This is a genomic window from Pseudomonas sp. B14-6, assembly GCF_013260315.1.
In the GTDB taxonomy this organism is placed as follows: Bacteria; Pseudomonadota; Gammaproteobacteria; order Pseudomonadales; family Pseudomonadaceae; genus Aquipseudomonas; species Aquipseudomonas mandelii.
In genome coordinates this window covers 2191143-2217049 of the sequence record NZ_CP053929.1, presented here as the reverse complement: position 1 = coordinate 2217049, position 25907 = coordinate 2191143, and the positions used below count along the sequence as shown (strand labels likewise).

Sequence of the window (25907 nt, the reverse complement as noted above, 5' to 3'; positions counted from 1 at the left end):
GTGATCGCCGGAGGCTGCGTAAGTGGTGCCTGTTGCTGCCAGCAAACTGGTCAACAACAGGGTGGTGATGTTGATGTTCATCAGTGCACGTCTCCCAAGATGAGTTGTTACCTCTGATGGTGTGACTGCCCGGGCGATGGGTGTTGGCGGGATGACGAATGGTCGATGGTGCGTTGCCTCTCGGGTTCGGAGCAGGCTCACTTGTCTGTTTAGACTTGAAGGGGTGGGCGGGGAGGGTGACGCGCGCCCTCCCAAGGTAGCGGCTGCCGATTGGCAATAGTCGTGGCGCGATGTTGGATCCTGGCTGCTATGGTCAATGGACGCAGGCAATCGATTGACAGGATCCCATGCATGGAATTGACCGCCACGACCGCCGCCGCACCAGCGCGCCATACACCGATCACACGGAACCTGGTCTGGTCTGTCGGGCTGGTATTTGTATTGGGGGTGCTGATTGCTCTGGTTGCGTTGTTCAACATTGCCGGCCGGCTCGATGCCCAGGACTTGGCCAAGACCACGTTCTACACCCAGCGCGCGCTGGAAAACCGCATCTCAGCCTCGAAAAACTACGTTGCCAGTTATGCAAACTGGACCACGGCCTACGATCATTTGAATGGCGAAGTTGACGCGCAGTGGGCTTACGTTGAGCAGAACATGGGCAAAACCCTGTTCACCCTGGATCATTACGACGGCGTTTTTGTGGTCGACCCTCAGCGAACCAAATACGCCGTGGTGCGCGGCCTTCAGGTCCAGGGCGACGCGGCGGCCTGGCTGTCGATAGCGATGGCAGCACTGATCGAGGAGGTGCAGGGCCAGGAAAGCCTGCTTGCCCCCATCAGCCGGTTCACGCTCTTCGAGGGGCAGCCCGCGCTATTGACGGCGGCGGCGATCGTGCCCAATGACGAAAGGCCGGCGGTCGATCCCCAAAGCACGTCGGTGCTGGTGTTCGTCGATCAATTGAGTTCGGAGAAGCTCAGCGCCTTGAGTGCCGACTATGGTTTGCATGACTTGAGCCTCGCACCTGACAACACCCTCGCTCCCGGTCAGCCTGCGGTCGGACTCACGGGCACCGATTATAGTTTGGTCTCGCAGCTCGAGCAGCCAGGCCATCAGCTGCTTTGGTCACTGCTGCCGCCACTGGGCGGCGCGCTGTTGATTCTCGCGTTGTTGACGGCTTACTTCTTTCGTTATGTGTTGCGCACGTCCGGGCACGTGGATGCCAGTTACATCAAACTCGATTTGTCGAACCAGGCGCTGGAGGCCAGTGAAGAACGTTTTCGTGCAGTGGCCGAGGCCGCGTCTGACTGGATATGGGAAATCGATGACCAGCATCGCATCACGTATCTGTCGGGGCGTTTTGGCGCCGTCACCGGGTTTTCCGATCAGCAATGGCTGGGGCAGGGCATCGAGCAGTTGTTGTATTGCGACACTACGCCCTTGTCGCTGTGGCTGAACAAGCTCGACGAAGAGCACAGCGTCAGCCACCTGCGTTGCTCCTATCGCGAACAGTCGGGGCAGCAACGGATCAGTCGGGTATCGGCGCGACCGATCCTCAGCAAAGGCGCGGTGGTGGGTTACCGCGGCACGGCCAGTGACATCACCGATGAAGTCGCCGCCCATGCGCAGATCCAGCATCTGTCGTTGCACGACGCGCTGACTGGCCTGCCCAATCGCAACAAGCTGGCGCGCTACCTCGAAGACGCTTTGGTGCTGAAGGAGCATTCGGCGCCGCTGACGTTGTTGATGATCGACCTGGACAACTTCAAGCCGATCAATGATTCCCTCGGCCACCCGGCCGGCGATGCGGTGTTGCTGGAGGTGGCTACCCGTTTGCGTGAGTGCACACGGGACATTGACCTGGTCGCCCGACTGGGCGGCGACGAGTTTGTGCTGGTACTCAATGGCATGGACATCCACACGGAAATCGACCGCATATGCGAACGTATCCTCCAGAGCCTGCACCAGCCGATCCACTATGACCATCACGCGCTGCACATCGGTGCGAGCATCGGTATCGCCTTGAGCCGGCGTCAGGGGCACATGCCGGAGGAGTTGATTCGATGTGCCGACATCGCGCTGTATCAGGCCAAATCCGACGGCAAGAAAACCTGGTGCTACTTTGCGCCGCACATGAATGACCAGATCCAGCATCGCCGCAAACTCGAAAACGACCTGCGTCAGGCGATCAAGAACAATGAGTTCGTGATGCACTATCAGCCTCGTTATCACGTCGATGGCAAGCAGATCGTCTCGGTCGAAGCGTTGCTGCGCTGGCAGCATCCTGTGCAGGGGTTGCTGGGGCCCGACTCGTTTATTCCATTGGCCGAACAGACCGATCTGATCGTGCCCTTGGGGCGCTGGGTTTTACGTGAGGCGTGCGAGACGGCACTGACCTGGCCGGGTGAGCTGATGGTATCGGTCAACCTGTCGCCCGTGCAGTTTGTTCGCAGTGACGTGGTGGAGGATGTCAGGGAGGCGTTGATCCAGAGTCGTTTGCCGGCCAGTCGACTGGAGCTGGAGATCACCGAAAATGTGATGCTCAACGATGTCGACGGCGCGCTCGCGACCATGAACTCGCTGAAGGAGCTGGGTGTGCGACTGAACATGGACGACTTCGGCACTGGTTATTCATCGCTGGGTTATCTGCGCACGTATCCGTTCGACGGGATCAAGATCGACAAGCGCTTCATCTCGTCCATGAGCGGCACCGGTAACGACCGTGCGGTGGTGCAGGCGATCATCAACCTGGGCAAGGCCATGGGGCTGACGGTGACCGCAGAGGGCGTCGAGACCCTGGAACAACTGGACTTCCTTATCTCGGACGAGTGCCATGAGGTGCAGGGTTTCTACCTCAGCCGGCCGATGGAAAACCAGGCGCTGCTGCCATTGCTCAAGGCATCGCGTGACGAGCATCCTTTGTGAGGGGGACCTTTAGTCGCCTGCTTCAGTTGTCGTCGCAACTGCCATGGCGCACTCCGGTCACAACTGGATATCGTCCATCCGTTGCGAGCCCCGGCCTATGAAAAACCTGAAAATTGCCACTTTCAACGTCAACGGCATGCGTGCCCGGCTGCCGAATTTGCTGGCCTGGCTTGAGCGAGAAAAACCGGACATTGCCTGTTTGCAGGAGCTCAAGTCGGTCGACAGCGCATTCCCGGCCGCCGAGCTTGAGGCCATTGGCTACGGCGCTATCTGGCAAGGCCAGTCGTCGTGGAACGGGGTGGCGATTCTGGCCCGTGATGCGCAGCCTTTGGAGAGTCGGCGCGGTCTGCCGGGAGATGACACCGACACGCACAGTCGCTACCTGGAAGCTGCGGTGCACGGGATTCTGGTGGGCTGCCTGTATTTGCCCAACGGCAATCCGCAACCCGGGCCGAAGTTCGACTACAAACTGGCGTGGTTCGAACGGCTGATCGCCTATGCCAAGGACCTGCAAAGCAGCGAGCATCCGGTGGTGCTGGCCGGCGACTACAACGTGGTGCCCACCGACCTGGACATCTACAACCCGCGCTCGTGGCTCAAGGACGCGTTGCTGCAACCGGAAAGTCGCGAGTGTTACCAGCGTTTGCTGGATCAGGGCTGGACCGATTCCCTGCGTCATCTGTACCCGGAGGATCGGCTCTACACCTTCTGGGATTATTTCCGCCAGCACTGGCAGAAGAACTCGGGGTTGCGCATCGATCACTTGCTACTTAACCCGGCGCTGAGCCCCTATCTGCACGAGGCCGGGGTCGATGCCTGGGTGCGCAACGAACCGCACGCCAGCGACCATGCGCCGACGTGGATTCGCTTGAGTTCGCGCAAACAGCGTTGATGTTCAGAGGGTGGGCGATTGGCTAAATCAATTGTCAGTCGAACTGCTTTTTCCCTTATACATGGCGCCCATCGGCGGAGAGATCCGCGGCCCCTGCATAAGGACCGAGCAATGAGCGAACCACGCCTGACGAACCGTGCGGCATACCTGCAGCGCCTGGGTTTCGACGCGCCCCCGGCGCCGACCCTGGACACCTTGCGCCAACTCCAGTTGCGCCACACCGGGGCCTTCCCGTTTGAAAACCTCACCACGCTGTCCGGCGAGCCGGTACGCATCGACCTGCCATCCATCGAGCGGAAAATCCTGCATGAGGGGCGCGGCGGTTACTGCTACGAGCTCAACTACGCGTTTCTAGCCTTGCTTCAGGAGTTGGGTTTTGACGCATGCGGCATTACCGGCCGAGTCGTCATGGGTCAGCCCGAAGGTGTCTGGACTGCCCGCACGCACCGCTTGAGCCTGGTCACGCTGGACGGCGTGCGCTACATCGCCGACGTCGGCTTCGGCGGCATGGTGCCGACCGCACCGCTCCTGCTCGACAACGATGCGGCACAACTCACGCCCCACGAACCGTATCGCATCGAGCGCCATGCAGACGGCTACACCCTGCGCGCCAACGTCGGCGGCGAGTGGCGGCCGATGTACATTTTCGATCTGCAACGCCAGGAAGACATCGACTACGTCCTCGGTAACTGGTACGTCTCGACCCATCCGGAATCGTCGTTTACCAAGCAACTGTTGGTCGCGCGCACCGGGGATGGCTGGAGGCGCACGTTGAACAACGGCAGTTTTGCGATTCATCGGGTGGGCGCCGAGAGCGAACGGCGGCAGGTTGCAGATGTGGAGGAGTTGATCGGGTTGCTGGAGGGGGAGTTCGGGATTCGCGTGCCGGAGCATGCGGGGTTGCGGCAGGTGCTTGGGCGGTTGATTCAGGTGACATAGCCATCGTCCCGAGAGGGCAGATTCAAAACATCTGCCCTTTTTCTTTGCGTGGGGCAGGCTCCGTTCCCCCTTGGGTCTTGAAACGGCACACCCTCAAGGCTCAATCACACGATGGATCTCGCTCAAGACCTCTGAGAGTTTTTTCTCCAGGCTCTTCAGTTCAGATGCAGTAACGCCTTCTCTGAAATGCCCGCCATTCGCCACCGTGGCGTACTGATCGTGCGCGGTGGTTTTTTCCTTGGTGTTGAGCAGCGCCTGGCGCAGCGTGTTGTTGATCACTGTTTGGTAGCCATACCCCTCGCTCTCCGCCATGGCGCGTGCTGCTTCGATGACGACATCATCGAGCATGATGGTAATTCGGGTTTTGCCTTTGCTGGAGGCAACTGCTCCACGCTTGGCGTTGCTGAAGTCGTATTCGTCTTTCATCGTTCAATTCTCCAAATAACGACGGCGCTCGTTTTTGCTGGCGAGGCGCGCGGAAATGATTCGTACGAAATTCGGATCGCGATAGGTGTACGCAACGACCAGCAAGCGAGCTTTGGCATCCATGCCCATGACGATCCACCGTTGTTCATCGTGATGGTTGTCCCGAATCGTCAGTGCTCGTTCGTCGTAAAACACCGGTTCTGTTTCGGCGAGGCTGATGCCGCGATGCTTTAATTTGTTGGCTGCGTTTTTTGCCTTGTGATACTGAATTTCGAATGACTTTATTATGCATACTTTATATGTATAAGCGAGGGGGCGTCCGTGCCGGAGGTCGCTTGGAATGCAAAAGACTAGCGGGCAGGGGAGCAGGCAGATGAAGGATGTATTTCAAGATTTTTGGAGGGGAAAGGCGCGCAGCTAAAGGGCGACATGGACATGTGTCCATTATCTGACTGGTGAGTTGTATACAACTCTATAGACATTTGTCCTGACTCTTGCATACAGTGTGCGCATAACAAAAAACCAGGGAACCCCCCAACCATGAAAACGCCCCATGTTTCACACCAACGGCCTGAGGACGAAAACCTCGGGGTCGGCGCGAATATGGCTTACGGCCTGCAACATGTTCTGACCATGTACGGCGGCATCGTCGCGGTGCCTTTGATCATCGGCCAGGCGGCCGGGCTTTCGCCGGCGGACATCGGTTTGTTGATTGCTGCTTCATTGTTTGCGGGGGGCTTGGCGACATTGCTGCAGACCCTCGGTTTACCGTTTTTCGGGTGTCAGTTGCCGCTGGTACAGGGCGTGTCCTTCTCCGGTGTCGCGACGATGGTGGCGATTGTCAGCAGCGGCGGGGAGGGCGGCTTTCAGTCAATTCTCGGGGCGGTAATTGCCGCTTCGTTGATCGGATTACTGATCACGCCGGTGTTCTCGCGAATCACCAAGTTCTTCCCGCCGCTGGTGACGGGCATCGTGATCACCACCATCGGCTTGACGCTCATGCCGGTGGCTGCACGCTGGGCCATGGGCGGCAATAGCCATGCCCCGGATTTCGGCAGCATGGCCAACATCGGTCTGGCGGCGGTGACGCTGGTGTTGGTGCTGCTGCTGAGCAAGATTGGCAGCGCGACCATCTCCCGTTTGTCGATCCTGCTGGCGATGGTCATCGGCACGATCCTCGCGGTGTTCCTTGGCATGGCGGACTTCTCGTCGGTCACGCAAGGCCCGATGTTCGGCTTCCCGACCCCGTTCCACTTCGGCATGCCAACCTTCCATTTTGCCGCGATCCTGTCGATGTGCATCGTGGTCATGGTGACCCTGGTGGAAACCTCGGCGGACATCCTTGCTGTCGGTGAAATCATCGACACCAAGGTCGACTCCAAACGCCTGGGCAACGGCCTGCGCGCCGACATGCTGTCGAGCATGATCGCGCCGATCTTCGGCTCCTTCACCCAAAGCGCCTTCGCCCAGAACGTCGGGCTGGTGGCCGTGACCGGCATCAAGAGTCGTTTCGTGGTCGCCACCGGCGGCTTGTTCCTGGTGATACTCGGTCTGCTGCCGTTCATGGGCCGGGTCATCGCCGCAGTACCGACCTCGGTACTGGGTGGCGCTGGCATCGTGCTGTTCGGCACCGTGGCGGCCAGTGGCATTCGCACGCTGTCCAAGGTTGATTACCGCAACAACGTCAATCTGATTATCGTCGCCACCTCCATCGGCTTCGGCATGATCCCGATCGCCGCGCCGAATTTCTACGACCACTTCCCAAGTTGGTTCGCGACCATCTTCCACTCGGGCATCAGCTCCTCGGCGATCATGGCCATCGTGCTCAACCTGGCCTTCAACCACCTCACTGCCGGTAACTCGGATCAGCAATCGGTGTTCGCGGCCGGTACCGAGCGGGTTCTTCGATATCAGGATCTGGCAGCGTTGCGTGAAGGGGATTACTTCAGCGAAGGTAAACTGCGTGACTGCGACGGGAACGAGATTCCGGTGGTGGAAGCGGCCCATGAATCGAGCGAGCATCGAGCGGCTCATGCTAAAAGCAGTGAGCATGTCTGACGGCGGCACCTGCTAACCAGGCCGATCTGTTGAATAGACAGATCGGCCTTTTGCTTTTCCAGCGGCCACAAAAAAGCCCCTGAACCTTTCGATTCAGGGGCTTTTCGATATTGCTGTCTGGCTCACGACCTGGACTCGAACAGAAAAATAAGCATTTGTTCTACAATGAAATTATTCTGCTTTTTAGTAGATATATCCCTACGATTATCCTAATCCAGCCCGTATTTTATTGGAGTTCTTTCGATATCCCTGGATCAGGAAAAAACATTCGAGTTTCCGCTCTTTTTGAGACAACGCGAGCATCTGAATCATCTCGCTGCCAACCGCCACCCAAGGCTTTGAACGTGGCCACTGCAGCGCGAGCCGATTCAGTTTGTGCCTGGGCTCTGCCATCAGATGCCGCTAGGAGATGTTCATCGGCATCCAGCACTTCGATCAAGCTGACCACGCCTTTTTCATAGGCGGCAAACGATGTCGCTCTGGCTTTCGCATACGCCGACTCGCCTTGGGCGAGCTGGGTCGATTGTTGCTCGCGTTTGATCCGTGCCGAAACAGCGCTTTCCACATCTTCGCAGGCCCGCAGAACGGACTGGCGGTAAGCGGCCAAGGCTTCGGCTTCCTGGCCCTTTGCCAAATCAATCTGGGCGTTGATGCGGCCAAAATCGAACAGCCGCCAGCGTAATCCCAGTGCCGCCGAAGCCTGACTGGCGCCGTTGCTGAACAGGTTTGCGCTGGATACCGATGTAGCACTGCCGAGCAGCGCAGCCACAGACAGTTTGGGGTAGTACTCGGACATGGCTTCGCCGATGCGCGCGCTGGATGCCGCAAGACGGCGCTCCGCGACGATCAAGTCTGGACGCCGACGCAGCAGGTCGGCTGGAGCGCCCATGTCCGAGAGGCTTGGCACCTCAGGGATGGGCGCCAGCTTAGTCAACTGCGCACTGTAAGTGCCGGGCGCCTTGCCCAACATGACATCCAGCGCATTCATTGCCGTGTCAATGCCTGCTTGCAGTACCGGCACGGTGGCCTGCGCTTGGTTCAGCGCGCCCTGGGTCTGGTTCAACTGCAGTTCAGCCGCCAGGCCTTTTGCGTAGAGATGTTCGATGGTGGTGAGCAGTTGTTGTCGTGTGTCTACTTGCTGCCGGGCAATTTCCAGACGTGCTTGCAGGCCACGGATGCTGATGTAAAGGTCGGCTGTTTGCGCGACCACTGCCAGGCGTGTGGCAATTGCTCCGGCTTGCGAGGCCTGATAATCGGCGAAAGCCGCTTCTTTACCTCGGCGCAGCCCGCCAAACACATCCAGCTCCCAGCCGGCATTCAAGTTCGCCTCATAGGCGCTGCCGTAGCGATTATAGGAAGGGGCTGAATTCAGCACTTGGCCCAACGGCGTCTCCAAAGACTGACGGGCTCGGGCCGCCTGACCATTGACGGTAGCCGACGGCAGGAGGGCCGCGTTAGCTGCGCCCAAACCGGCGCGAGCCTGCTCGATCCTTGCGTTTGCCTGGGCTAAATCGAGGTTCTGTTCAAGTGCTCGATTTATCAGTTGACTGAGTATCGGGTCATTAAATGCATTCCACCAAGCGGCGAGATCGGCATTTGCAGCGTCCACTTGCCGTGCCTTGGACGTTTGCGCCGAGAAATGCTCGGGCAATTCCACGCGGGGTTCTGAGTAGTCGGGGCCCACTGAGCAACCTGCAACCATACCCAAACACAGTAAGACGGCGAAACGAGGAGGAGGGTGCATGCGATGCCTGCGAAAGGGTCGATTTGTGACGATATTACAATTTGGTCACAAGTTGTCAACCACCTTTGGGATGAGTAAGCTGCTCGCATGAATCAGCCATCAGTTTCTTCGCCCAGCGCCCGTGGCCCAGCCGATCACGACATTCGAGACCAGATTGTTGCGGCGGCCAACGAACATTTCAGTCAATACGGTTATGGCAAAACAACGGTTTCTGACCTAGCCAAGGCCATCGGCTTTTCCAAGGCTTACATCTACAAATTCTTTGAATCCAAGCAGGCGATTGGTGAAGCAATCTGTACAAATTGCCTGACTGAAATCGTTGCGGCAGTGGAGCAAGCCATCAATGTAGACGGCATCTCCCCGACTGAACGTTTTCGGCGCCTGGTCAAAACCTTAATCGCTACAGGTGTGAGCCTGTTCTTTAACGACCGTAAACTCTACGACATCGCAGCGTTCTCCGCGTCGGAGCGATGGCCCAGCTCACAAGTCTATGACGCTCAGATTAAGAGCTTCGTGTTGCAAATCGTGCGTGAGGGGCGAGAGCTCGGCGAGTTTGAACGCAAGACTCCGCTGGACGAGACGGTAGAGTCGATTCATCTCGCTCTGCGGCCTTTCATGAATCCTCTGCTATTGCAGTACAACCTCGATTTTGTTGAAGAAGCCCCTTCTCTCATCTCCAATCTTGTTCTGCGCAGCCTGATGCCTTAAACCTCTGCTGACGGATGCGCTGCGCATCCGTATCAGCGTGTGCGCCTGAAAAAACTAGATATCGAGCCTCTTTGCTCTGCTCTGATCAAGTGGGCGAATGTTCATTCGTCTCGGTAGTGACTATTGACAGAAATGGTCACTTGAATAAGCATGATGCATCCGCTACCGAGAGGTCTTTATGATCCAGCGCCACCGCATGTCAGCCATTTTCATTGTCTTGTTGCCGTTTGCCCTAGCGGCCTGCAACGAGGCCACGCCTGCCGATCCTCGCCTTCAAACGCCCTTGGTGCGCATCGGCGTGGTTCAACCCTCCGCGCCTGCGGCACGGGTATTCACCGGTATCGTCGCGGCCCGAGTTCAGAGCGACCTCGGTTTTCGGGTGCCAGGGAAGGTCTTGGAGCGTTTGGTGGATGCTGGACAGAGTGTCAAGCGCGGGCAGCCCCTTATGCGAATCGATGCCAACGACCTGACGCTGACCGCGCGGGCACAGAAGGAAGCGGTACTGGCCGCCATGGCCCGAGCTCGGCAGGCCTCCGATGACGAGCTTCGCTACCGTGATCTGGTGTCCGTCGGAGCGGTATCTGCTTCAGCTTATGCAGGGTTCAAAGCAGCTGCCGACTCGGCGATAGCCCAACTCAACGCTGCCCAGGCCCAGGCTGATGTGGCGAAAAACGCGACCGGTTATTCGACGTTGCTGGCGGATGCTGACGGGGTGGTAGTGGATACCTTGGCGGAGCCGGGGCAGGTAGTTGGCGCAGGGCAGGTGGTGGTACGCGTTGCCCATTCAGGGCAGCGCGAGGCGGTGATCCAGTTGCCCGAGACGTTACGTCCTGCGCTGGGCTCGGCGGCGAGGGTTGAGCTGTACGGCCAGCACCAGACTGCAGGTAATGCGCGGTTACGCCAGTTGTCCGACTCTGCCGACCGACAGACCCGAACGTTTGAAGCGCGTTATGTGCTGGAGGGGGCGCTCTCCAACGCCACCCTGGGTTCGACGATCTCAGTGGTTATCGCTGACACGGATGTTGCTGATGCCAAGGAATTACAGGTGCCCATGGGGGCCCTCTACGACGCCGGTAAAGGCCCGGGGGTCTGGGTGGTGGGCGGGGAACCTGAGCAGGTGGCATGGCGCCCGATCAAGGTTCGTGGCCTGAATAATGAGGCCAGCGTGCGCGTGACGGGTGATCTGCAGGTGGGTGATCGTGTTGTCGCATTGGGTGCTCACTTGCTGAGCGAGGGAGAGAAGGTCAGGACTGAACTCGCCGATGCTCCGCAAAATTCGGTGGTTGAGGTAAGTCGATGAGCGGCTTCAATCTTTCGGCGCTGGCCGTACGCGAGCGCTCAATCACGCTGTTTTTGATCCTGCTGATTTCTGTGGGTGGGTTGTACGCCTTCTTCAAACTGGGGCGTGCGGAAGATCCCGCATTCACCATTAAACAAATGACGGTGGTTACTGCCTGGCCTGGGGCGACGGCCCAGGAGATGCAAGACCAGGTGGTAGAAAAGCTGGAAAAACGCATGCAGGAGCTGCGTTGGTACGATCGGACCGAGACCTTTACCCGACCCGGTTTGGCATTCACTACGGTGTACCTGCTCGACAGCACGCCGCCCTCAGCCGTCCAGGAGGAGTTTTACCAGGCACGCAAGAAAATTCTGGATGAGCAGAAGGGGTTGCCGTCTGGGGTGATCGGCCCGATGGTCAACGATGAGTATTCCGATGTCACCTTCGCGCTCTATGCGCTCAAGGCCAAGGGCGAGCCGCAACGTCTATTGGTGCGCGAAGCCGAGAGCTTGCGCCAGCGTTTGCTGCATGTAGCGGGGGTGAAGAAGGTCAACATCATCGGTGAACAGGCCGAGCGCGTTTTTGTCGAGCTGTCCTACGAGCGTCTGGCGACACTGGGCATTTCTGCACGAGACATCTTCAGTGCGCTGAATACGCAAAACATGATAACGCCGGCCGGTTCGGTAGAAGCGAAGGGGCCCCAGATTTTCATCCGGCTGGATGGCGCGTTTGATGACCTGCAGAAGATTCGCGATACCCCGCTGACAGTGCAGGGCAGAACCCTCAAGTTGTCCGATGTGGCTGAGGTCAAGCGCGGTTATGAGGACCCCGCGACATTCCTTGTACGCAACAACGGCGAGCCGGCACTGTTGCTCGGCGTGGTCATGCGCGATGGCTGGAACGGCCTGGATTTGGGGAAGTCGCTGGATGCTGAGGCAACAGCGATCAATGAGCAGATGCCTTTGGGCATGAGCCTGACCAAGGTCACGGATCAGGCGGTGAATATTGGCGCATCCGTCAACGAGTTCATGGTGAAGTTTTTTGCTGCCTTGGGCGTGGTGCTGCTGGTGTGTTTTCTCAGCATGGGCTGGCGTGTCGGCGTTGTGGTTGCCGCAGCGGTGCCGCTGACTCTGGCGGCCGTGTTCATTGTCATGGCGGCCACGGGCAAAGACTTCGATCGAATTACCCTGGGCTCGTTGATTCTGGCGCTGGGGCTGCTGGTGGACGATGCAATCATTGCCATTGAAATGATGGTGGTGAAGATGGAAGAGGGCTACGACCGAATCAAGGCCTCCGCTTATGCCTGGAGCCACACGGCCGCGCCGATGTTGTCGGGGACGTTGGTGACGGCGATCGGCTTTATGCCCAACGGTTTTGCCAAGTCGACCGCTGGTGAATACACCGCGAACATGTTCTGGATCGTTGGCATTGCGCTGATCACTTCCTGGGTGGTGGCCGTGGTGTTTACCCCTTACCTGGGCGTCAAACTGCTGCCGCAGATCAAGGTGCCTGAAGGCGGGCATACGGCGATTTACGGTACACCGAACTATCAGCGTTTCAGGCGCCTTCTGGGCAGTGTGATCCGCCGCAAAGGCCTGGTGGCGACATCCGTCGTGGGCTTGTTTGTTGTTGCGATTCTGGGCATGGGCGTGGTCAAGAAGCAGTTCTTTCCAACATCCGACCGACCTGAGGTGCTGGTTGAGGTGCAGATGCCTTACGGCACCTCTATCGAACAAACTGATGTCGCGGCGGCCAAGGTCGAGGCGTGGTTGGCTCAGCAGCCGGAAGCCAAGATCGTCACCGCTTACATTGGCCAGGGCGCGCCACGCTTCTATTTGGCGATGGCCCCTGAGCTACCCGATCCATCCTTCGCAAAAATCGTCGTCCTGACGGCGAATCAGCAAGAGCGTGAGGCGCTCAAGATTCGGCTCAGGCAAGCCACGGCCGATGGTTTGGCGCCTGAAGCCCGCGTGCGGGTGACGCAGTTGGTATTTGGTCCTTACTCACCGTATCCGGTGGCCTTTCGGGTGATGGGCGCCGACCCCGCAGTGTTGCGGGATATCGCCGCGCAGGTGCGTGAGGTCATGACCGCCAGCCCCATGATGAGAACCGTCAACACCGACTTGGGCGAGCGCGTGCCGGCACTTCATCTCACGCTGGATCAGGATCGCCTGCAAGCATTCGGCTTGACCTCGACCGATGTCGCGCAACAGCTGCAATTTCTGCTCACGGGGGTGCCTGTCACCGAGGTGCGTGAGGACATTCGTTCGGTTCAGGTGGTCGCTCGCTCCGCTGGTGAGACGCGTCTGGATCCATCGAAAATTGCCGCCTTCACGCTGAACGGCGTCCAAGGCCAGCGCGTTTCGCTGTCCCAGGTAGGGGCGGTGGATGTGCGCATGGAAGAGCCCATCCTGCGACGTCGTGATCGTACGCCGACAATAACCGTGCGCGGTGACGTGGCTGAAGGTCTTCAGCCTCCCGATGTCTCCAACGCCTTGATAACGCAGTTGGAACCTATCATCGAAAAGCTGCCGGCGGGCTACCGCATTGAGTTTGCCGGCGCGATCGAGGAGTCGGGTAAAGCAAACAAGGCATTGCTGCCGTTGTTCCCGATCATGATCGCGCTGATGTTGCTGACCATCATCATTCAGGTGCGCTCAATGTCGGCAATGATGATGGTGTTCGCCACCGCCCCTTTGGGCCTGATTGGTGTGGTGCCAATTCTGCTGCTGTTCCAGCAGCCGTTCGGGATCAACGCCTTGGTGGGATTGATTGCCTTGTCAGGGATTCTGATGCGCAACACGCTGATCCTCATTGGCCAGATTCACTCCAATAAGCAAGCCGGACTGTCGCCTTATGACGCAGTGGTCGAAGCCACTGTGCAGCGTGCACGGCCAGTGATTCTCACGGCGTTGGCGGCGATGCTGGCGTTCATTCCGCTGACCCATTCGGTGTTCTGGGGAACGCTGGCCTACACCCTGATTGGCGGTACGTTTGCTGGCACCGTGCTGACCCTGGTGTTCCTGCCAGCGATGTACGCCCTCTGGTTCAAGATCAAGCCTGAGCCCGCGCATGAGCTTGCAGCGAACACTCATGTTGCTTGATACCTGCGTGTCTGGATCGTCTCAAAAAGGAAAATCGATATGAGCTCGTTGGCCCAGATTACTTAGCAGTTTGATCCCGCTGCGCCCTTTGTGGCTCCGGCCAACTGGCTCCAGGGAAGAACTGTGTTTGACGGGCTATCTCGAGCCTGTCATTGCAGGCGGTGTTGTTTGAGGCATGGCCGGATTGTGGGCTCGCCAGACCGTAGCGATTTTTACCTGGCGTGCAGTGAACTCAGCGCAATAGTTGTTTCTGCTGTCCCACCTTCAGAGATTACCGCGTTCCTTGTGGCTCATCTGCCGCTCGATGGCTGTGTCCGTCCACAAACCTGACTCGATCGGTGCGCTGCAGGCCATCGAACGAAACCCATGCCCACAGATCTCGGATTTGGTGTCGTACCCCATCTTCCGAAGCGCGCTGTTCACCGTGTTTTCGGACATTGGTTTCCAAGATTTGGTATCGCTTGCCATCTTCGTACCCCTTGTGGAAAAGGGTACACCTTCTAACGCTGGTCGCGTGTCGGGTTTTTCCCAGGCGCCGCGCTTGAGGTCGAACTCGCTCCAGCGCGCGAAGCGCAGCTCGCTGGAGCGTACAAACACGTGCAGCGACAGCAAGACCGTTAGCCGGGTAAGTGCGCGGCCTTTATAGGTGGCGATCCGTTCCTGCAATTCAGGCAGGCGCGATAAGGATAAAGCGGGACGGTGGACGACCCGCGAGGCTTTGATCGAGCCTACGAGATCGTAAGCAGGGTTTACGGTGATAAGCCGGAGGCGCTTTGCCTCGCGCATGATGCTCCGCAGGTAGTTTTGTACCCTTAAAGCAATGTCCACCGTTCCGCGCTTCTTAATCGCTTCCAGGGGCTGCATAAGATCGTGGGTATCAAGGTCGACAATGGCGCGAGCGCCGATCAGCGGGAAGAGGTGAGTTTTGAGGCGACTCATCACTGTCTTGGAATAGTCCGGTGCCTACTTGGCTGACATTTCCGTGTGCCAGCCGAGGGCAACGCTTTCAAAGGTGCGCCTTTGACCAGAGCGTTCGTCTTGGCTTGGTTCTTGGCTCCTATAGGGTCAATGCCATCCGCCAGCATTCGCTTGGCCTCCAAGCGCTTGCGGCGCGCAGCCGAGGCCAACGATGGGGTAGTTGCCGAATGAGGTCAGTCCTTCCCGGCCATCAGGTTTGACGTATCTGAGACGCCAGCCGTTGCGGCCATTGGGTTGGACTAGAGGTAAAGGCTGTCGCCGTCGAAAAGCTTATAGGCGCGGTCTGTGGGCTTGGCCGAACGGCAAGCGGCGTCGGAGAGTGGGGCAGTAGTGCGCGACATAAGGGAACTCCCTTTTATCGAACTGACCTTTATCCCAAACTCTACCTTTAAAATGGCTGGTACCCCTCCGGAGTCCAACAGAACGCCAGAACGAAAAAACCCGCCATAAGGCGGGTTTTTCGGGGGGAGCAGAGATTTTGAAAGCCTTCTCTGGAACCTTGTCTGGCTCCACGACCTGGACTCGAACCAGGGACCCAGTGATTAACAGTCACTTGCTCTACCAACTGAGCTATCGCGGAATGGCGCGTATGTTACTGATTCAGAAAGAGAAGTCAAGCATCTGTTAGCAACTTGATGGATTCATGGAGACGGACGGTGGTTTATCGGCAGTGGGCGGTTACCAGAATCGCCTCAGAGGTCTACCATGGCCGCCCGGAAGTGGTTACACGCGCTGCCGGCCATTCGCCGAAAAGGTACGTGCCATGAATCACCCAATCCTCACCCCTCAAGACAACGGGGTGTTCGCATGAGCATCGCTCAGATCAGCCTGCCCAAAGGTGTCGGCCCGCATGCAGAGAAGCTGTTTGATGCGATCACTCAGGCCAGCACCGCTGACGATCTGAACCGCGCGGGCGGCAAGGCTGAGGGCTTTGTCCTCGGTTTGGAAAGCGCCAAAGCGATCAAGAGTCAGGTCGCCGAATCGCTCTACGTCGCCTATGACGATGCCGCCAGTCAGCGTGCGACCGAACTGGCTTAACCGCCGAAGGTGACCGTGGCGAGCATCAGCTTGGCGTACAGCATCGTGGCGGCCAGTTGCACCAGCCACAAGGCCAGGCCGCCGAGAAATACGCCAGCGGCCACTTGCAGCACCAGGTTGTTACCGCGTTTGGCCGGTGTGCGAGGGACAAAATGGTCCAGTTCGTCACGGTCGGCGCGTAGGTCATCGTTTTTCATGTGGGTTCTCGTAAGAATTCTCAGGTGTACACAAAACCTGTAGGAGCGAGCGGTGCGGCGATCCTGCAGGTGCATCGTTGTGTGGAGTTTAGAGGGCGCCGATAGCGCTTTGACACTTATCTGCGACGAATAAAAAACGGGAAGCCCCAAGGCTTCCCGTTTTCCGTACTGCGCGAGACTCAGATCACCGCAACGATGGCCTTGGTCACTGCATCAATGTTGCTCTGATTCAACGCCGCCACACAGATGCGGCCGGTGTCCAGGGCGTAGATGCCGAACTCGCTGCGCAGGCGGGTGACTTGCTCAACCGTCAGGCCGGAGTAGGAGAACATGCCGCGCTGACGACCGACGAAGCTGAAATCACGCTGTGGCGCGTTTTTCGCCAGCAGGTCGACCATCTGGGTGCGCATGCCACGAATCCGCAGGCGCATTTCGGCCAGTTCTTCTTCCCACTGGGCGCGTAGTTTCGGGCTGTTCAGGACCGCGGCGACGATGCTGGCACCGTGGGTCGGCGGGTTGGAGTAGTTGGTGCGGATCACGCGTTTGACTTGCGACAGCACGCGCGCGCTTTCTTCTTTCGATTCGCTGACGATCGACAGGGCGCCAACGCGCTCGCCGTACAGCGAGAAGGATTTGGAGAACGAGCTGGAGACGAAGAAGGTCAGGCCCGATTCAGCAAACAGGCGCACGGCAGCGGCGTCTTCGTCGATGCCATCGCCAAAACCCTGGTAGGCCATGTCGAGGAACGGCACGTGACCTTTGGCTTTCACCACGTCCAGGACGTTTTTCCAGTCCGCCGGGCTCAGGTCCACGCCGGTCGGGTTGTGGCAGCAGGCGTGCAGCACAACGATCGAGCCGGAAGGCAAGGCGTTCAGGTCTTCAAGCAGGCCGGTACGATTAACGTCATGGGTCGCGGCGTCGTAGTAGCGGTAGTTCTGCACCGGGAAACCGGCGGTTTCGAACAGGGCGCGGTGGTTTTCCCAGCTCGGGTCGCTGATCGCCACGACGGCGTTCGGCAGCAGTTGCTTGAGGAAGTCGGCGCCGATTTTCAGGGCGCCCGTGCCGCCAACGGCCTGGGTGGTGATGACGCGGCCAGCGGCGATCAGTGGCGAGTCATTGCCGAACAGCAGTTTCTGCACTGCCTGGTCGTAGGCGGCGATACCGTCGATTGGTAAGTAACCACGGGAAGCGTGTTGAGCGACGCGAATCGTCTCGGCTTCGACAACGGCGCGCAGGAGTGGAATTTTCCCCTCCTCGTTGCAGTAAACACCGACTCCCAGGTTGACCTTGTTGGTACGGGTATCGGCGTTGAATGCTTCGTTGAGGCCCAGGATTGGATCGCGTGGTGCCATTTCGACAGCGGAGAACAGGCTCATTTTTGCGGCGGCTCTGAATGGAGTGTGGAGGGACGTGTCGCGCTCCAGCCGAATGCACTAGAGCGGTGCACAAACGGGGAGCTAGTATAGAGGCCATCTGCGATTGATGGCGACAGACGAATCAGCTTTTCAGGTAAGTTTTTTCGATTATTTTTCGACCGTTAGTCGAATGCCGGCATCAAAGACTTCAAGGGATGTAGGACGTTTGCCTTGAAAGCGCAGGCAATCGGCTCCACATTGAGCACAATCCTGTTTTTTCCTCGGGCGGCGTGAGTCGTTTGCGGTCTTTCTCGTTGCTGCCGGTTTGACCGCGCTGGCGCGATATCAGAGGTATACATGTCTGAATTCCAGCTAGTCACCCGCTTCGAGCCCGCCGGCGATCAGCCGGAAGCCATCCGCCTGATGGTCGAGGGCATCGAAGCCGGGCTGGCGCACCAGACGTTGCTTGGTGTGACCGGCTCGGGCAAGACCTTCAGCATCGCCAACGTGATCGCCCAGGTACAGCGTCCGACCTTGGTGCTGGCGCCGAACAAGACCCTGGCCGCGCAGTTGTATGGTGAGTTCAAGGCGTTCTTCCCGAACAATGCCGTCGAGTACTTCGTTTCCTACTACGACTACTACCAGCCAGAAGCCTATGTGCCGTCATCGGACACCTTCATCGAGAAAGACGCCTCGATCAACGACCACATCGAGCAGATGCGGCTGTCCGCGACCAAGGCGCTGCTGGAACGCAAGGACGCGATCATCGTCACCACGGTGTCGTGCATCTATGGTTTGGGCAGTCCGGAAACCTATTTGAAAATGGTGCTGCACGTGGATCGCGGCGACAAGCTCGATCAACGTGCGTTGCTGCGTCGCCTGGCAGACTTGCAATACACCCGCAATGACATGGAGTTCGCCCGGGCGACCTTCCGGGTGCGCGGCGATGTGATCGATATCCACCCGGCGGAATCCGACTTCGAAGCGATCCGCATCGAGCTGTTCGATGACGAAGTCGAGAGCCTGTCGGCTTTCGATCCGCTGACCGGCGAAGTAATCCGCAAGTTGCCGCGATTCACTTTCTACCCGAAAAGCCACTACGTGACGCCACGGGAAACCCTGCTGGGTGCCGTCGAAGGGATCAAGGTCGAATTGCAGGAGCGCCTGGATTACCTGCGAACCAACAACAAACTGGTGGAAGCCCAGCGCCTGGAGCAGCGCACCCGTTTCGACCTGGAGATGATCCTCGAACTGGGTTACTGCAACGGTATCGAAAACTACTCGCGCTACCTGTCGGGCCGTGAATCCGGCCAGGCGCCACCGACTCTCTTCGACTACCTGCCGGCCGACGCCTTGCTGGTGATCGACGAATCCCACGTCAGCGTGCCGCAGGTCGGCGCCATGTATAAGGGCGACCGTTCCCGTAAAGAGACGCTGGTGGAATACGGCTTCCGCTTGCCGTCAGCGCTGGATAACCGGCCGATGCGTTTCGACGAATTTGAAAGCATCAGCCCGCAGACGATTTTCGTCTCGGCCACGCCGGGCAATTACGAAGCGGAACACGCCGGTCGCGTGGTCGAGCAACTGGTTCGCCCAACTGGCCTGGTGGACCCGCAGATCGAAATCCGCCCGGCGTTGACCCAGGTTGACGACTTGCTCTCGGAAATCGGTAAACGTGTGGCGCTGGAAGAGCGGGTGCTGGTGACTACGCTGACCAAGCGCATGTCTGAAGACTTGACCGATTACCTGGCCGACCATGGCGTGCGGGTGCGTTACCTGCACTCGGACATCGACACCGTGGAGCGGGTCGAAATCATCCGCGATCTGCGTCTGGGCACGTTCGATGTGCTGGTGGGGATCAACCTGCTGCGTGAAGGCCTGGACATGCCGGAAGTGTCGCTGGTGGCGATTCTCGATGCAGACAAGGAGGGTTTCCTGCGTTCCGAGCGTTCGTTGATCCAGACCATCGGCCGGGCCGCGCGTAACCTCAATGGCCGGGCGATTCTGTATGCGGATCGCATCACCGGTTCCATGGAGCGGGCGATCGGCGAGACCGAACGGCGTCGCGACAAGCAGATCGCCTTCAACCTCGCCAATGGCATCACGCCGAAGGGTGTGTTCAAGGACGTGGCCGACATCATGGAAGGCGCCACCGTGCCGGGGTCGCGCAGCAAGAAGCGCAAAGGCATGGCCAAGGCCGCCGAGGAAAGCGCCAAGTACGAAGCCGAATTGCGCTCGCCGGGCGAGATCGCCAAGCGCATCAAAGCCTTGGAAGAGAAGATGTACGCGTTGGCGCGGGATCTGGAGTTTGAAGCGGCGGCGCAGATGCGCGATGAGATTGGCAAGCTGCGGGATCGATTGATTACTGTCTGAGATTTGCGGTGAATGTGCATGCGCCTTCGCGGACGAGCCTCGCGCCTTCTGATTTTGTGCCGTTCACATCTCGCTGGCGCGCCACAAACCTTGTAGGAGCGAGGCTCGCCCGCGAAGGCGTCCGAAAGGTCACCACCGCAATCGGGGTTAGTGCGCCTCGCCAGCCTTGAGCCCCACCGGCAACGCTTTGGTCAACAACACCGCAATCATGCTGATCCCCAGCGCAATCCCGACAAAGTGAAACGCATCGTTGTACGCCATGATCGACGCCTGCTGATGCGCAATCTCGCTCAGCTTGCCCAGCGCTGCCGTCTCACTGCCAAACCGGTTCGTCATCGACGCCATTCGCTCCGCCACTTGCGGATTGCTCGGCACGATGGATTCACGCAAGTAATCAAAGTAGGTCTTGGTTCGCGCGTCCAGCAAGGTCGCGAGGAGGGCGATGCCAATCGCGCCGCCGAGGTTGCGCAGGATATTGAACAGGCTCGACGCCGACCCCGCGTCCTGCGGCAGGATGTAAGCGGTGGCGATCAGCGAGATGGTCACCATGATCAGCGGCTGGCCCAGCGCCCGGATGATCTGGATCTGATTGAACTGCGGCCCGGCAAAGTCCGGGTTCAGCACCCCCGACGAAAAGCTCGCCAACCCGAACAGCCCGAAGCCTATTGCGCACAGCCATTTGGGCGACACGTATTTCATCAGCTTGGGCACCAGTGGAATCAGAAACAGCTGCGGCACGCCCATCCACATGATCACTTCGCCGATCTGCAGGGCGTTGTAGTTCTGGATCTGCGCCAGGTACAGCGGTAACAGGAAAATCGAGCCGTACAAGCCGACGCCCATTCCTAGGCTGGAAATACTCGACAAACCGAAGTTTCGATTACCCAGAATGCCGAGGTTGATCAGCGGATTGGGCTTGGAAAACTGCACGATTACAAAAGTGATCAGGCTCACCAGCGCGATGCTGCCCAGGGTCACGATCAGGTTCGACTCGAGCCAGTCCTTGCGATGGCCTTCTTCCAGAAACACCTGCAAACAGCCGAGGCCGACGCCAAGCGTGAGGATGCCCATGTAGTCGGTGCTTTTGAGCAGTTCCCAGTGCGCCTCTTTCTTCTCAAGGCCGTACATCAGACCGGCGATCATGATCAGGCCGGGCGGTATGTTGATGTAGAAAATGTACTCCCAGCCCCAGTTTTCGGTCAGCCAGCCGCCAAGGGTTGGGCCAATGGAGGGCGCGAACGTCGCGGTCATGGCGAACATGGCCATGCCTTTGGCGCGGTGGTGTTCCGGGAGTTTGATCAGCGTGAGGGTGAATGCCAGCGGAATCAGGGCGCCGCCGGTGAAGCCCTGTAACGCCCGAAAGATGATCATGCTCTCCAGGCTCCAGGCCATGGAGCAAAGCAGCGAGGCGGCGAGAAATCCCAATGACACCCAGACTGCCAGGCGTCGCGCCGACAGCAGCTGCACCAGCCACGCGGTCAGCGGGATCATGATGATTTCCGCCACCAGATAGGACGTGGAAATCCACGAGCCTTCTTCCAGGGTGGCCGACAGCGCGCCCTGAATGTCCTTGAGCGACGAGTTGGTGATCTGGATATCCAGCACGGCCATGAAGGCGCCGAGCATCACGCTCATCACCGCAATCCAGTCCCGCCGGGTCGGTTCGCCGGCCGGGCGGATCAGTTGATCACCGGCCATCGTCAGGGGCGTCTTTGATGTTCACTTTGGCGGTGACCGACATCCCCGGGCGAATCTTGCCGTGCAGCGGATTGTCCGAAGCGAACGTCAGTTTTACCGGGATCCGTTGTACGACTTTGGTGAAATTGCCCGTGGCATTGTCCGGCGGCAACAGGCTGAACTGTGCGCCCGAGGCGGCGAACAGGCTGTCGACCCGTGCGTCTATCGGTGTGTCGCTGTAGGCGTCGAAGGTCAGCGTGGCTTTCTGGCCGGGCTGCATGTGGCCGATCTGGGTTTCCTTGAAGTTGGCCTGAATCCAGATGTCCTGGTCCGGGACGATCGACAAAAGATAGGCGCCGGCTTGCACGTATTGGCCTTGTCGAGCCGCGCGTTGGCCGATCAGGCCGCTGATCGGCGCGTGGATTTCGCTGCGGGTCAGGTTCAGTTCGGCCTGGGCGAGGTCGGTTTTGGCGTTGGCGATCATCGCGTCGAGGCGCTTGATCTCGGCGCTCAGAGAATTGACTTGCTGGCGTTGGCTTTGTGCGTCGGCCTGGGCCTTGGTCACTTGCGAACGGGCGATGTGGTTGTCGGCGGAGAGGGTGGTCACTCGTTCTTCCGACACATAACCGGGTTTGCGCAGGGTTTGCGCGCGGGACAAGTCGATCTGCGAACGCCCAAGGCTGGCCTGGCTGGAGGCGACTTGCGCCTCGCTGGCGGCGATCAGGCTGGCTTGCTGGGTCAGTTTGCTTTGCGCCTGCAAACGTTCGGCTTGTCGGGTAGCGAGGGTGGCATTGGCGCGGTCGACGGCGAGGTGGAAGTCATCGCCTTCGAGCTTGATCAGCAACTGGCCTTTCTCAACGTGCTGATTGTCCTGCACCAGCACCTGATCGATGCGCGCGCCCAATTGGCTTGAGACACGGGTGATCTCGCCCTGGACATAGGCGTTGTCGGTGCTTTCATAAAACCGCCCCTTGAAGAACCATTGGGCGAAGAAGCCCCGGCAATCAGCAGGACGATCAGCAGGAAAATAAACAGGCGTCGCTTGAGTTGGGCAGGCATGGGGCAGACTGTAGTCGAGAAATTGTAAGGAAAGTTATCAGCAGGTGAATCTTGCATACAGTCGATAGTGGGTAAATGCCATCGGCTGATAATCCGTCATTCATCGCGGCTCAGGCCCGTTGTAGACGCAACCTTGGCTTAAATGCCCTGCTGACTGGAGCCGGGCGGGTATCGCCTGTTACCATTCGCCCTTTGTTTTATCTTCATTTCGAGACTTGCCATGACCACCGTCCGCACGCGCATCGCGCCATCGCCTACCGGGGACCCCCACGTAGGTACCGCTTACATCGCTTTGTTCAACTACTGCTTTGCCAAGCAGCATGGCGGTGAGTTCATCCTGCGGATCGAAGACACCGACCAGTTGCGCTCGACCCGGGAGTCCGAACAGCAGATTTTCGACGCCTTGCGCTGGTTGGGCATCGACTGGAGCGAAGGTCCGGACGTTGGCGGCCCGCACGGTCCGTATCGTCAAAGCGAACGCGGCGACATCTATCAGAAGTACTGCCAGCAGTTGGTCGAGATGGGCCATGCCTTCCCGTGCTTCTGCACCGCCGAAGAGCTGGACCAGATGCGCGCCGAACAAATGGCCCGTGGCGAAACCCCGCGTTACGACGGCCGTGCGCTGTTGCTCTCGAAAGAAGAAGTCGCCCGGCGCCTGGCCGCTGGCGAGCCTCATGTGATCCGCATGAAAGTGCCGAGCGAAGGCGTTTGCGTGGTACCGGACATGCTGCGTGGCGACGTCGAGATCCCGTGGGATCGCATGGACATGCAAGTGTTGATGAAGACTGACGGCCTGCCGACGTACTTCCTGGCCAACGTGGTCGACGACCACTTGATGGGCATTACCCACGTTCTGCGCGGTGAAGAGTGGCTGCCATCGGCGCCGAAGCTGATCCTGCTTTATGAATACTTCGGCTGGGAACAACCGGAGCTGTGCTACATGCCGCTGTTGCGTAACCCGGACAAGAGCAAGCTGTCCAAGCGCAAGAACCCGACCTCGGTGACGTTCTACGAGCGCATGGGCTTCATGCCGGAAGCGATGCTCAACTACCTCGGCCGCATGGGCTGGTCGATGCCGGACGAGCGCGAAAAATTCTCGCTGCAGGAAATGGTCGACAATTTCGACCTGAGCCGCGTATCCCTCGGCGGACCGATTTTCGACATCGAGAAGCTGTCGTGGCTCAACGGCCAATGGCTGCGTGACTTGCCGGTGGAAGAGTTCGCTTCGCGCCTGCAAACCTGGGCGCTGAACCCGGAATACATGATGAAGATCGCGCCGCACGTGCAGGGGCGCGTCGAGACCTTCAGTCAGGTTGCACCGCTGGCCGGTTTCTTCTTCGCCGGTGGTGTGAACCCGGATGCCAAGCTGTTCGAATCGAAGAAGCTCTCGGGCGACCAGGTTCGTCAGTTGATGCAGCTGATTCTGTGGAAGCTGGAAAGCCTGCGTCAGTGGGAGAAGGACAGCATCACCGCGACGATTCAGGCGGTGGTCGAATCCCTGGAGCTGAAGCTGCGTGACGCCATGCCGCTGATGTTCGCCGCGATCACTGGCCAGGCCAGTTCGGTGTCGGTGCTTGATGCGATGGAAATCCTTGGCCCGGACCTGACCCGTTTCCGTCTGCGCCAGGCCATCGACCTGCTGGGCGGCGTGTCGAAGAAGGAAAACAAGGAGTGGGAAAAACTCCTGGGCAACATCGCCTGAGGACGTTTGACCTCGTAGGGGCTGCCGGAGGTGGCGATCATTTGATCGTGATCTTCGGCGCCGCCCCCGTTTTTCCGGGGGGAGGGCGGTAAGTGATTGTTATGGCGACAAAAAATTTTGAAAATTGTTAAAAATAAGTTTGACAGCTTTCCGAAGCGCCATTAAGATTCGCCCCGTCCTCAGCGATGAGGGGCTATAGCTCAGCTGGGAGAGCGCTTGCATGGCATGCAAGAGGTCGACGGTTCGATCCCGTCTAGCTCCACCAATTTACACTTCAAGGTCTGGCCACACCGGCCTTGAAGCGATCAACACTCAGCGTTGATCTGTTGTATAGAAGGGTTTGCGTCCCCTTCGTCTAGTGGCCTAGGACACCGCCCTTTCACGGCGGTAACAGGGGTTCGAGTCCCCTAGGGGACGCCAGTTTTACAGAAGCGATGTTGCAAGATGTCGCTCCGCCGCGAGGCGAAAAATCCGGGGCTATAGCTCAGCTGGGAGAGCGCCTGCATGGCATGCAGGAGGTCAGCGGTTCGATCCCGCTTAGCTCCACCAATTTTACAGTTCAAGGTCTGGCCACACCGGCCTTGAATCGATCAGCTCTCAGCACTGATCAGTTGTATAGAAGGTTTTGCGTCCCCTTCGTCTAGTGGCCTAGGACACCGCCCTTTCACGGCGGTAACAGGGGTTCGAGTCCCCTAGGGGACGCCACGATTACCCGCTCTGCGGGATTTTATAAGGGTCATTCAATTATTGAATGGCCCTTTTGTTTGTCTGGCGTTTGGCCAAATCCCCCATTTCTTTCAAACTGTTCTTCAGACCAGCGGTCACATCCACGACTTGCGGAAAATTATTATGAGAATAATATTCTAGTCGTAATATTCGGAGGCAACGATGAACGATAAAAAAGCTCAAACCCGCGAACGCATTCTCAAGGCCGCCAGCGCAGCGCTGATTCAGCGCGGCCCGGCCGAACCGAGCGTGGGCGAAGTGATGGGCGCAGCCGGCCTGACGGTTGGCGGCTTCTATGCGCACTTCGAAAGCAAGGACGCCATGATGCTGGAAGCATTCAAGCAACTGCTCGGTCACCGCCGTGGCTTGATCGCTGACATGGACGCCGAATTGACCGGCGAAGAGCGTCGCGCGTTGGTGGCTGCGTTTTACCTGTCGCGCAAACACCGTGATTCCTCGGATTCCGCGTGCCCGATCCCGGCGTCTGTCGGTGAGTTGGGTCGCCTGCCGGACGCGTTTCGCGTGGCGCTGAATGAGCATGTGGAAATGATGGTCGCGCAGTTGGCGGCCAGCCCGGAAGACACCGACAAAGCCCTGGCCGACATGGCCTTGATGGTCGGGGGTCTGGCTCTGGCTAGGGCGCTGGGGCCAGGAGAGTTGTCCGATCGATTGCTGCGCGCCGCCAAGTCGGCGGTGCTATGACCTGAAGGCATTGGCCTGAGGAGTGAGA

The 25907-nt window shown here is 58.8% G+C and carries 17 protein-coding genes, 5 tRNA genes and 2 pseudogenes; 15 read left to right on the top strand and 9 right to left on the bottom strand.

The window, feature by feature from the left end; genetic code table 11:
- Positions 1–351 precede the first annotated feature (351 nt).
- The 3 genes from HP062_RS10085 (at position 352) to HP062_RS10075 (ending at position 4753) form a co-directional block, all read left to right on the top strand.
- Positions 352–2922 carry an EAL domain-containing protein gene (locus tag HP062_RS10085; RefSeq protein WP_172791361.1) on the top strand — a complete coding sequence of 857 codons (2571 nt, stop codon included), beginning with the start codon at positions 352–354 and terminating at the stop codon, positions 2920–2922.
- A 97-nt stretch (positions 2923–3019) separates the two neighbouring features.
- On the top strand, positions 3020–3814 hold the full coding sequence (locus tag HP062_RS10080) for an exodeoxyribonuclease III (protein ID WP_010456084.1): 795 nt from the start codon (positions 3020–3022) through the stop codon (positions 3812–3814).
- A 111-nt stretch (positions 3815–3925) separates the two neighbouring features.
- Complete coding sequence (locus HP062_RS10075; protein WP_172791360.1) at positions 3926–4753, top strand: arylamine N-acetyltransferase; 828 nt, start codon at positions 3926–3928, stop codon at positions 4751–4753.
- Between the two features lie 93 nt (positions 4754–4846).
- Here the strand turns inward: HP062_RS10075 and HP062_RS10070 are convergent, their stop codons facing one another.
- Positions 4847–5179: a BrnA antitoxin family protein gene (locus tag HP062_RS10070; RefSeq protein WP_010456079.1), complete on the bottom strand. Its 333-nt coding sequence runs from the start codon at positions 5177–5179 to the stop codon at positions 4847–4849.
- A 3-nt stretch (positions 5180–5182) separates the two neighbouring features.
- Positions 5183–5464, bottom strand: a complete 282-nt coding sequence (locus tag HP062_RS10065; RefSeq protein ID WP_010456077.1) for a BrnT family toxin — start codon at positions 5462–5464, stop codon at positions 5183–5185.
- A gap of 255 nt (positions 5465–5719) precedes the next feature.
- Between HP062_RS10065 and HP062_RS10060 the strand changes: the two genes are divergently transcribed.
- A complete protein-coding gene (locus HP062_RS10060; RefSeq protein WP_010456075.1) occupies positions 5720–7237 on the top strand; it encodes a nucleobase:cation symporter-2 family protein in 1518 nt (505 codons plus the stop codon).
- Between the two features lie 226 nt (positions 7238–7463).
- Here HP062_RS10060 and HP062_RS10055 read toward each other — a convergent pair whose 3' ends face one another.
- The gene (locus tag HP062_RS10055) at positions 7464–8981 is read right to left on the bottom strand and encodes an efflux transporter outer membrane subunit (protein ID WP_172791359.1); all 1518 of its coding nucleotides are present in this window, start codon (positions 8979–8981) and stop codon (positions 7464–7466) included.
- 87 nt (positions 8982–9068) lie between these two features.
- Here HP062_RS10055 and HP062_RS10050 point away from each other — a divergent pair, with 87 nt between their 5' ends.
- The 3 genes from HP062_RS10050 to HP062_RS10040 all read left to right on the top strand — a co-directional run bounded on the left by HP062_RS10050 (position 9069) and on the right by HP062_RS10040 (position 14072).
- The gene (locus HP062_RS10050; RefSeq protein ID WP_010456071.1) at positions 9069–9689 is read left to right on the top strand and encodes a TetR/AcrR family transcriptional regulator; all 621 of its coding nucleotides are present in this window, start codon (positions 9069–9071) and stop codon (positions 9687–9689) included.
- Positions 9690–9867: 178 nt separating this feature from the next.
- Positions 9868–10989 (top strand): efflux RND transporter periplasmic adaptor subunit, encoded by a 1122-nt coding sequence (locus HP062_RS10045; protein ID WP_083376273.1) that lies wholly within the window; start codon positions 9868–9870, stop codon positions 10987–10989.
- Positions 10986–14072 carry an efflux RND transporter permease subunit gene (locus HP062_RS10040; protein ID WP_172791358.1) on the top strand — a complete coding sequence of 1029 codons (3087 nt, stop codon included), beginning with the start codon at positions 10986–10988 and terminating at the stop codon, positions 14070–14072. The genes HP062_RS10045 and HP062_RS10040 overlap by 4 nt, the downstream gene beginning before the upstream one ends.
- A 267-nt stretch (positions 14073–14339) precedes the next feature.
- Here HP062_RS10040 and HP062_RS10035 read toward each other — a convergent pair.
- Together HP062_RS10035 and HP062_RS10030 are read right to left on the bottom strand one after the other, a co-directional pair.
- Positions 14340–15391: pseudogene (locus HP062_RS10035) on the bottom strand (tyrosine-type recombinase/integrase); the annotation flags it as partial.
- 163 nt (positions 15392–15554) lie between these two features.
- Positions 15555–15630: transfer RNA gene (locus HP062_RS10030), tRNA-Asn, on the bottom strand.
- A 227-nt stretch (positions 15631–15857) separates the two neighbouring features.
- Here HP062_RS10030 and HP062_RS10025 point away from each other — a divergent pair.
- Positions 15858–16088: a hypothetical protein gene (locus HP062_RS10025; protein ID WP_010456061.1), complete on the top strand. Its 231-nt coding sequence runs from the start codon at positions 15858–15860 to the stop codon at positions 16086–16088.
- On the opposite strand, the gene HP062_RS10020 is transcribed toward HP062_RS10025, so the two are convergent.
- Together HP062_RS10020 and HP062_RS10015 are read right to left on the bottom strand one after the other, a co-directional pair.
- Complete coding sequence (locus HP062_RS10020; protein WP_010456060.1) at positions 16085–16285, bottom strand: hypothetical protein; 201 nt, start codon at positions 16283–16285, stop codon at positions 16085–16087. The two genes, HP062_RS10025 and HP062_RS10020, sit on opposite strands and share 4 nt — an antisense overlap.
- Before the next feature lie 179 nt (positions 16286–16464).
- A complete protein-coding gene (locus HP062_RS10015) occupies positions 16465–17661 on the bottom strand; it encodes an amino acid aminotransferase (protein WP_010456058.1) in 1197 nt (398 codons plus the stop codon).
- 336 nt (positions 17662–17997) lie between these two features.
- Between HP062_RS10015 and uvrB the strand changes: the two genes are divergently transcribed.
- Positions 17998–20013 carry an excinuclease ABC subunit UvrB gene (uvrB, locus tag HP062_RS10010; protein ID WP_010456056.1) on the top strand — a complete coding sequence of 672 codons (2016 nt, stop codon included), beginning with the start codon at positions 17998–18000 and terminating at the stop codon, positions 20011–20013.
- A gap of 147 nt (positions 20014–20160) precedes the next feature.
- Here uvrB and HP062_RS10005 read toward each other — a convergent pair whose 3' ends face one another.
- Both HP062_RS10005 and HP062_RS10000 read right to left on the bottom strand, forming a co-directional pair.
- Positions 20161–21651 (bottom strand): MDR family MFS transporter, encoded by a 1491-nt coding sequence (locus HP062_RS10005; RefSeq protein ID WP_172792564.1) that lies wholly within the window; start codon positions 21649–21651, stop codon positions 20161–20163.
- 49 nt (positions 21652–21700) lie between these two features.
- Positions 21701–22749 (bottom strand): annotated as a pseudogene (locus HP062_RS10000) (HlyD family secretion protein).
- Between the two features lie 220 nt (positions 22750–22969).
- On the opposite strand from HP062_RS10000, the gene gltX reads away from it, so the two are divergent.
- The 6 genes from gltX to HP062_RS09970 all read left to right on the top strand — a co-directional run bounded on the left by gltX (position 22970) and on the right by HP062_RS09970 (position 25879).
- Positions 22970–24451 carry a glutamate--tRNA ligase gene (gene gltX / locus HP062_RS09995; RefSeq protein WP_008037650.1) on the top strand — a complete coding sequence of 494 codons (1482 nt, stop codon included), beginning with the start codon at positions 22970–22972 and terminating at the stop codon, positions 24449–24451.
- A gap of 189 nt (positions 24452–24640) precedes the next feature.
- Positions 24641–24716 (top strand) — tRNA-Ala (locus HP062_RS09990).
- Between the two features lie 79 nt (positions 24717–24795).
- Positions 24796–24871 (top strand) — tRNA-Glu (locus tag HP062_RS09985).
- A 53-nt stretch (positions 24872–24924) separates the two neighbouring features.
- Positions 24925–25000: transfer RNA gene (locus tag HP062_RS09980), tRNA-Ala, on the top strand.
- An 80-nt stretch (positions 25001–25080) separates the two neighbouring features.
- Positions 25081–25156, top strand: a tRNA-Glu gene (locus HP062_RS09975).
- A 183-nt stretch (positions 25157–25339) separates the two neighbouring features.
- Positions 25340–25879: a TetR/AcrR family transcriptional regulator gene (locus HP062_RS09970; protein WP_008151286.1), complete on the top strand. Its 540-nt coding sequence runs from the start codon at positions 25340–25342 to the stop codon at positions 25877–25879.
- Positions 25880–25907 lie beyond the last annotated feature (28 nt).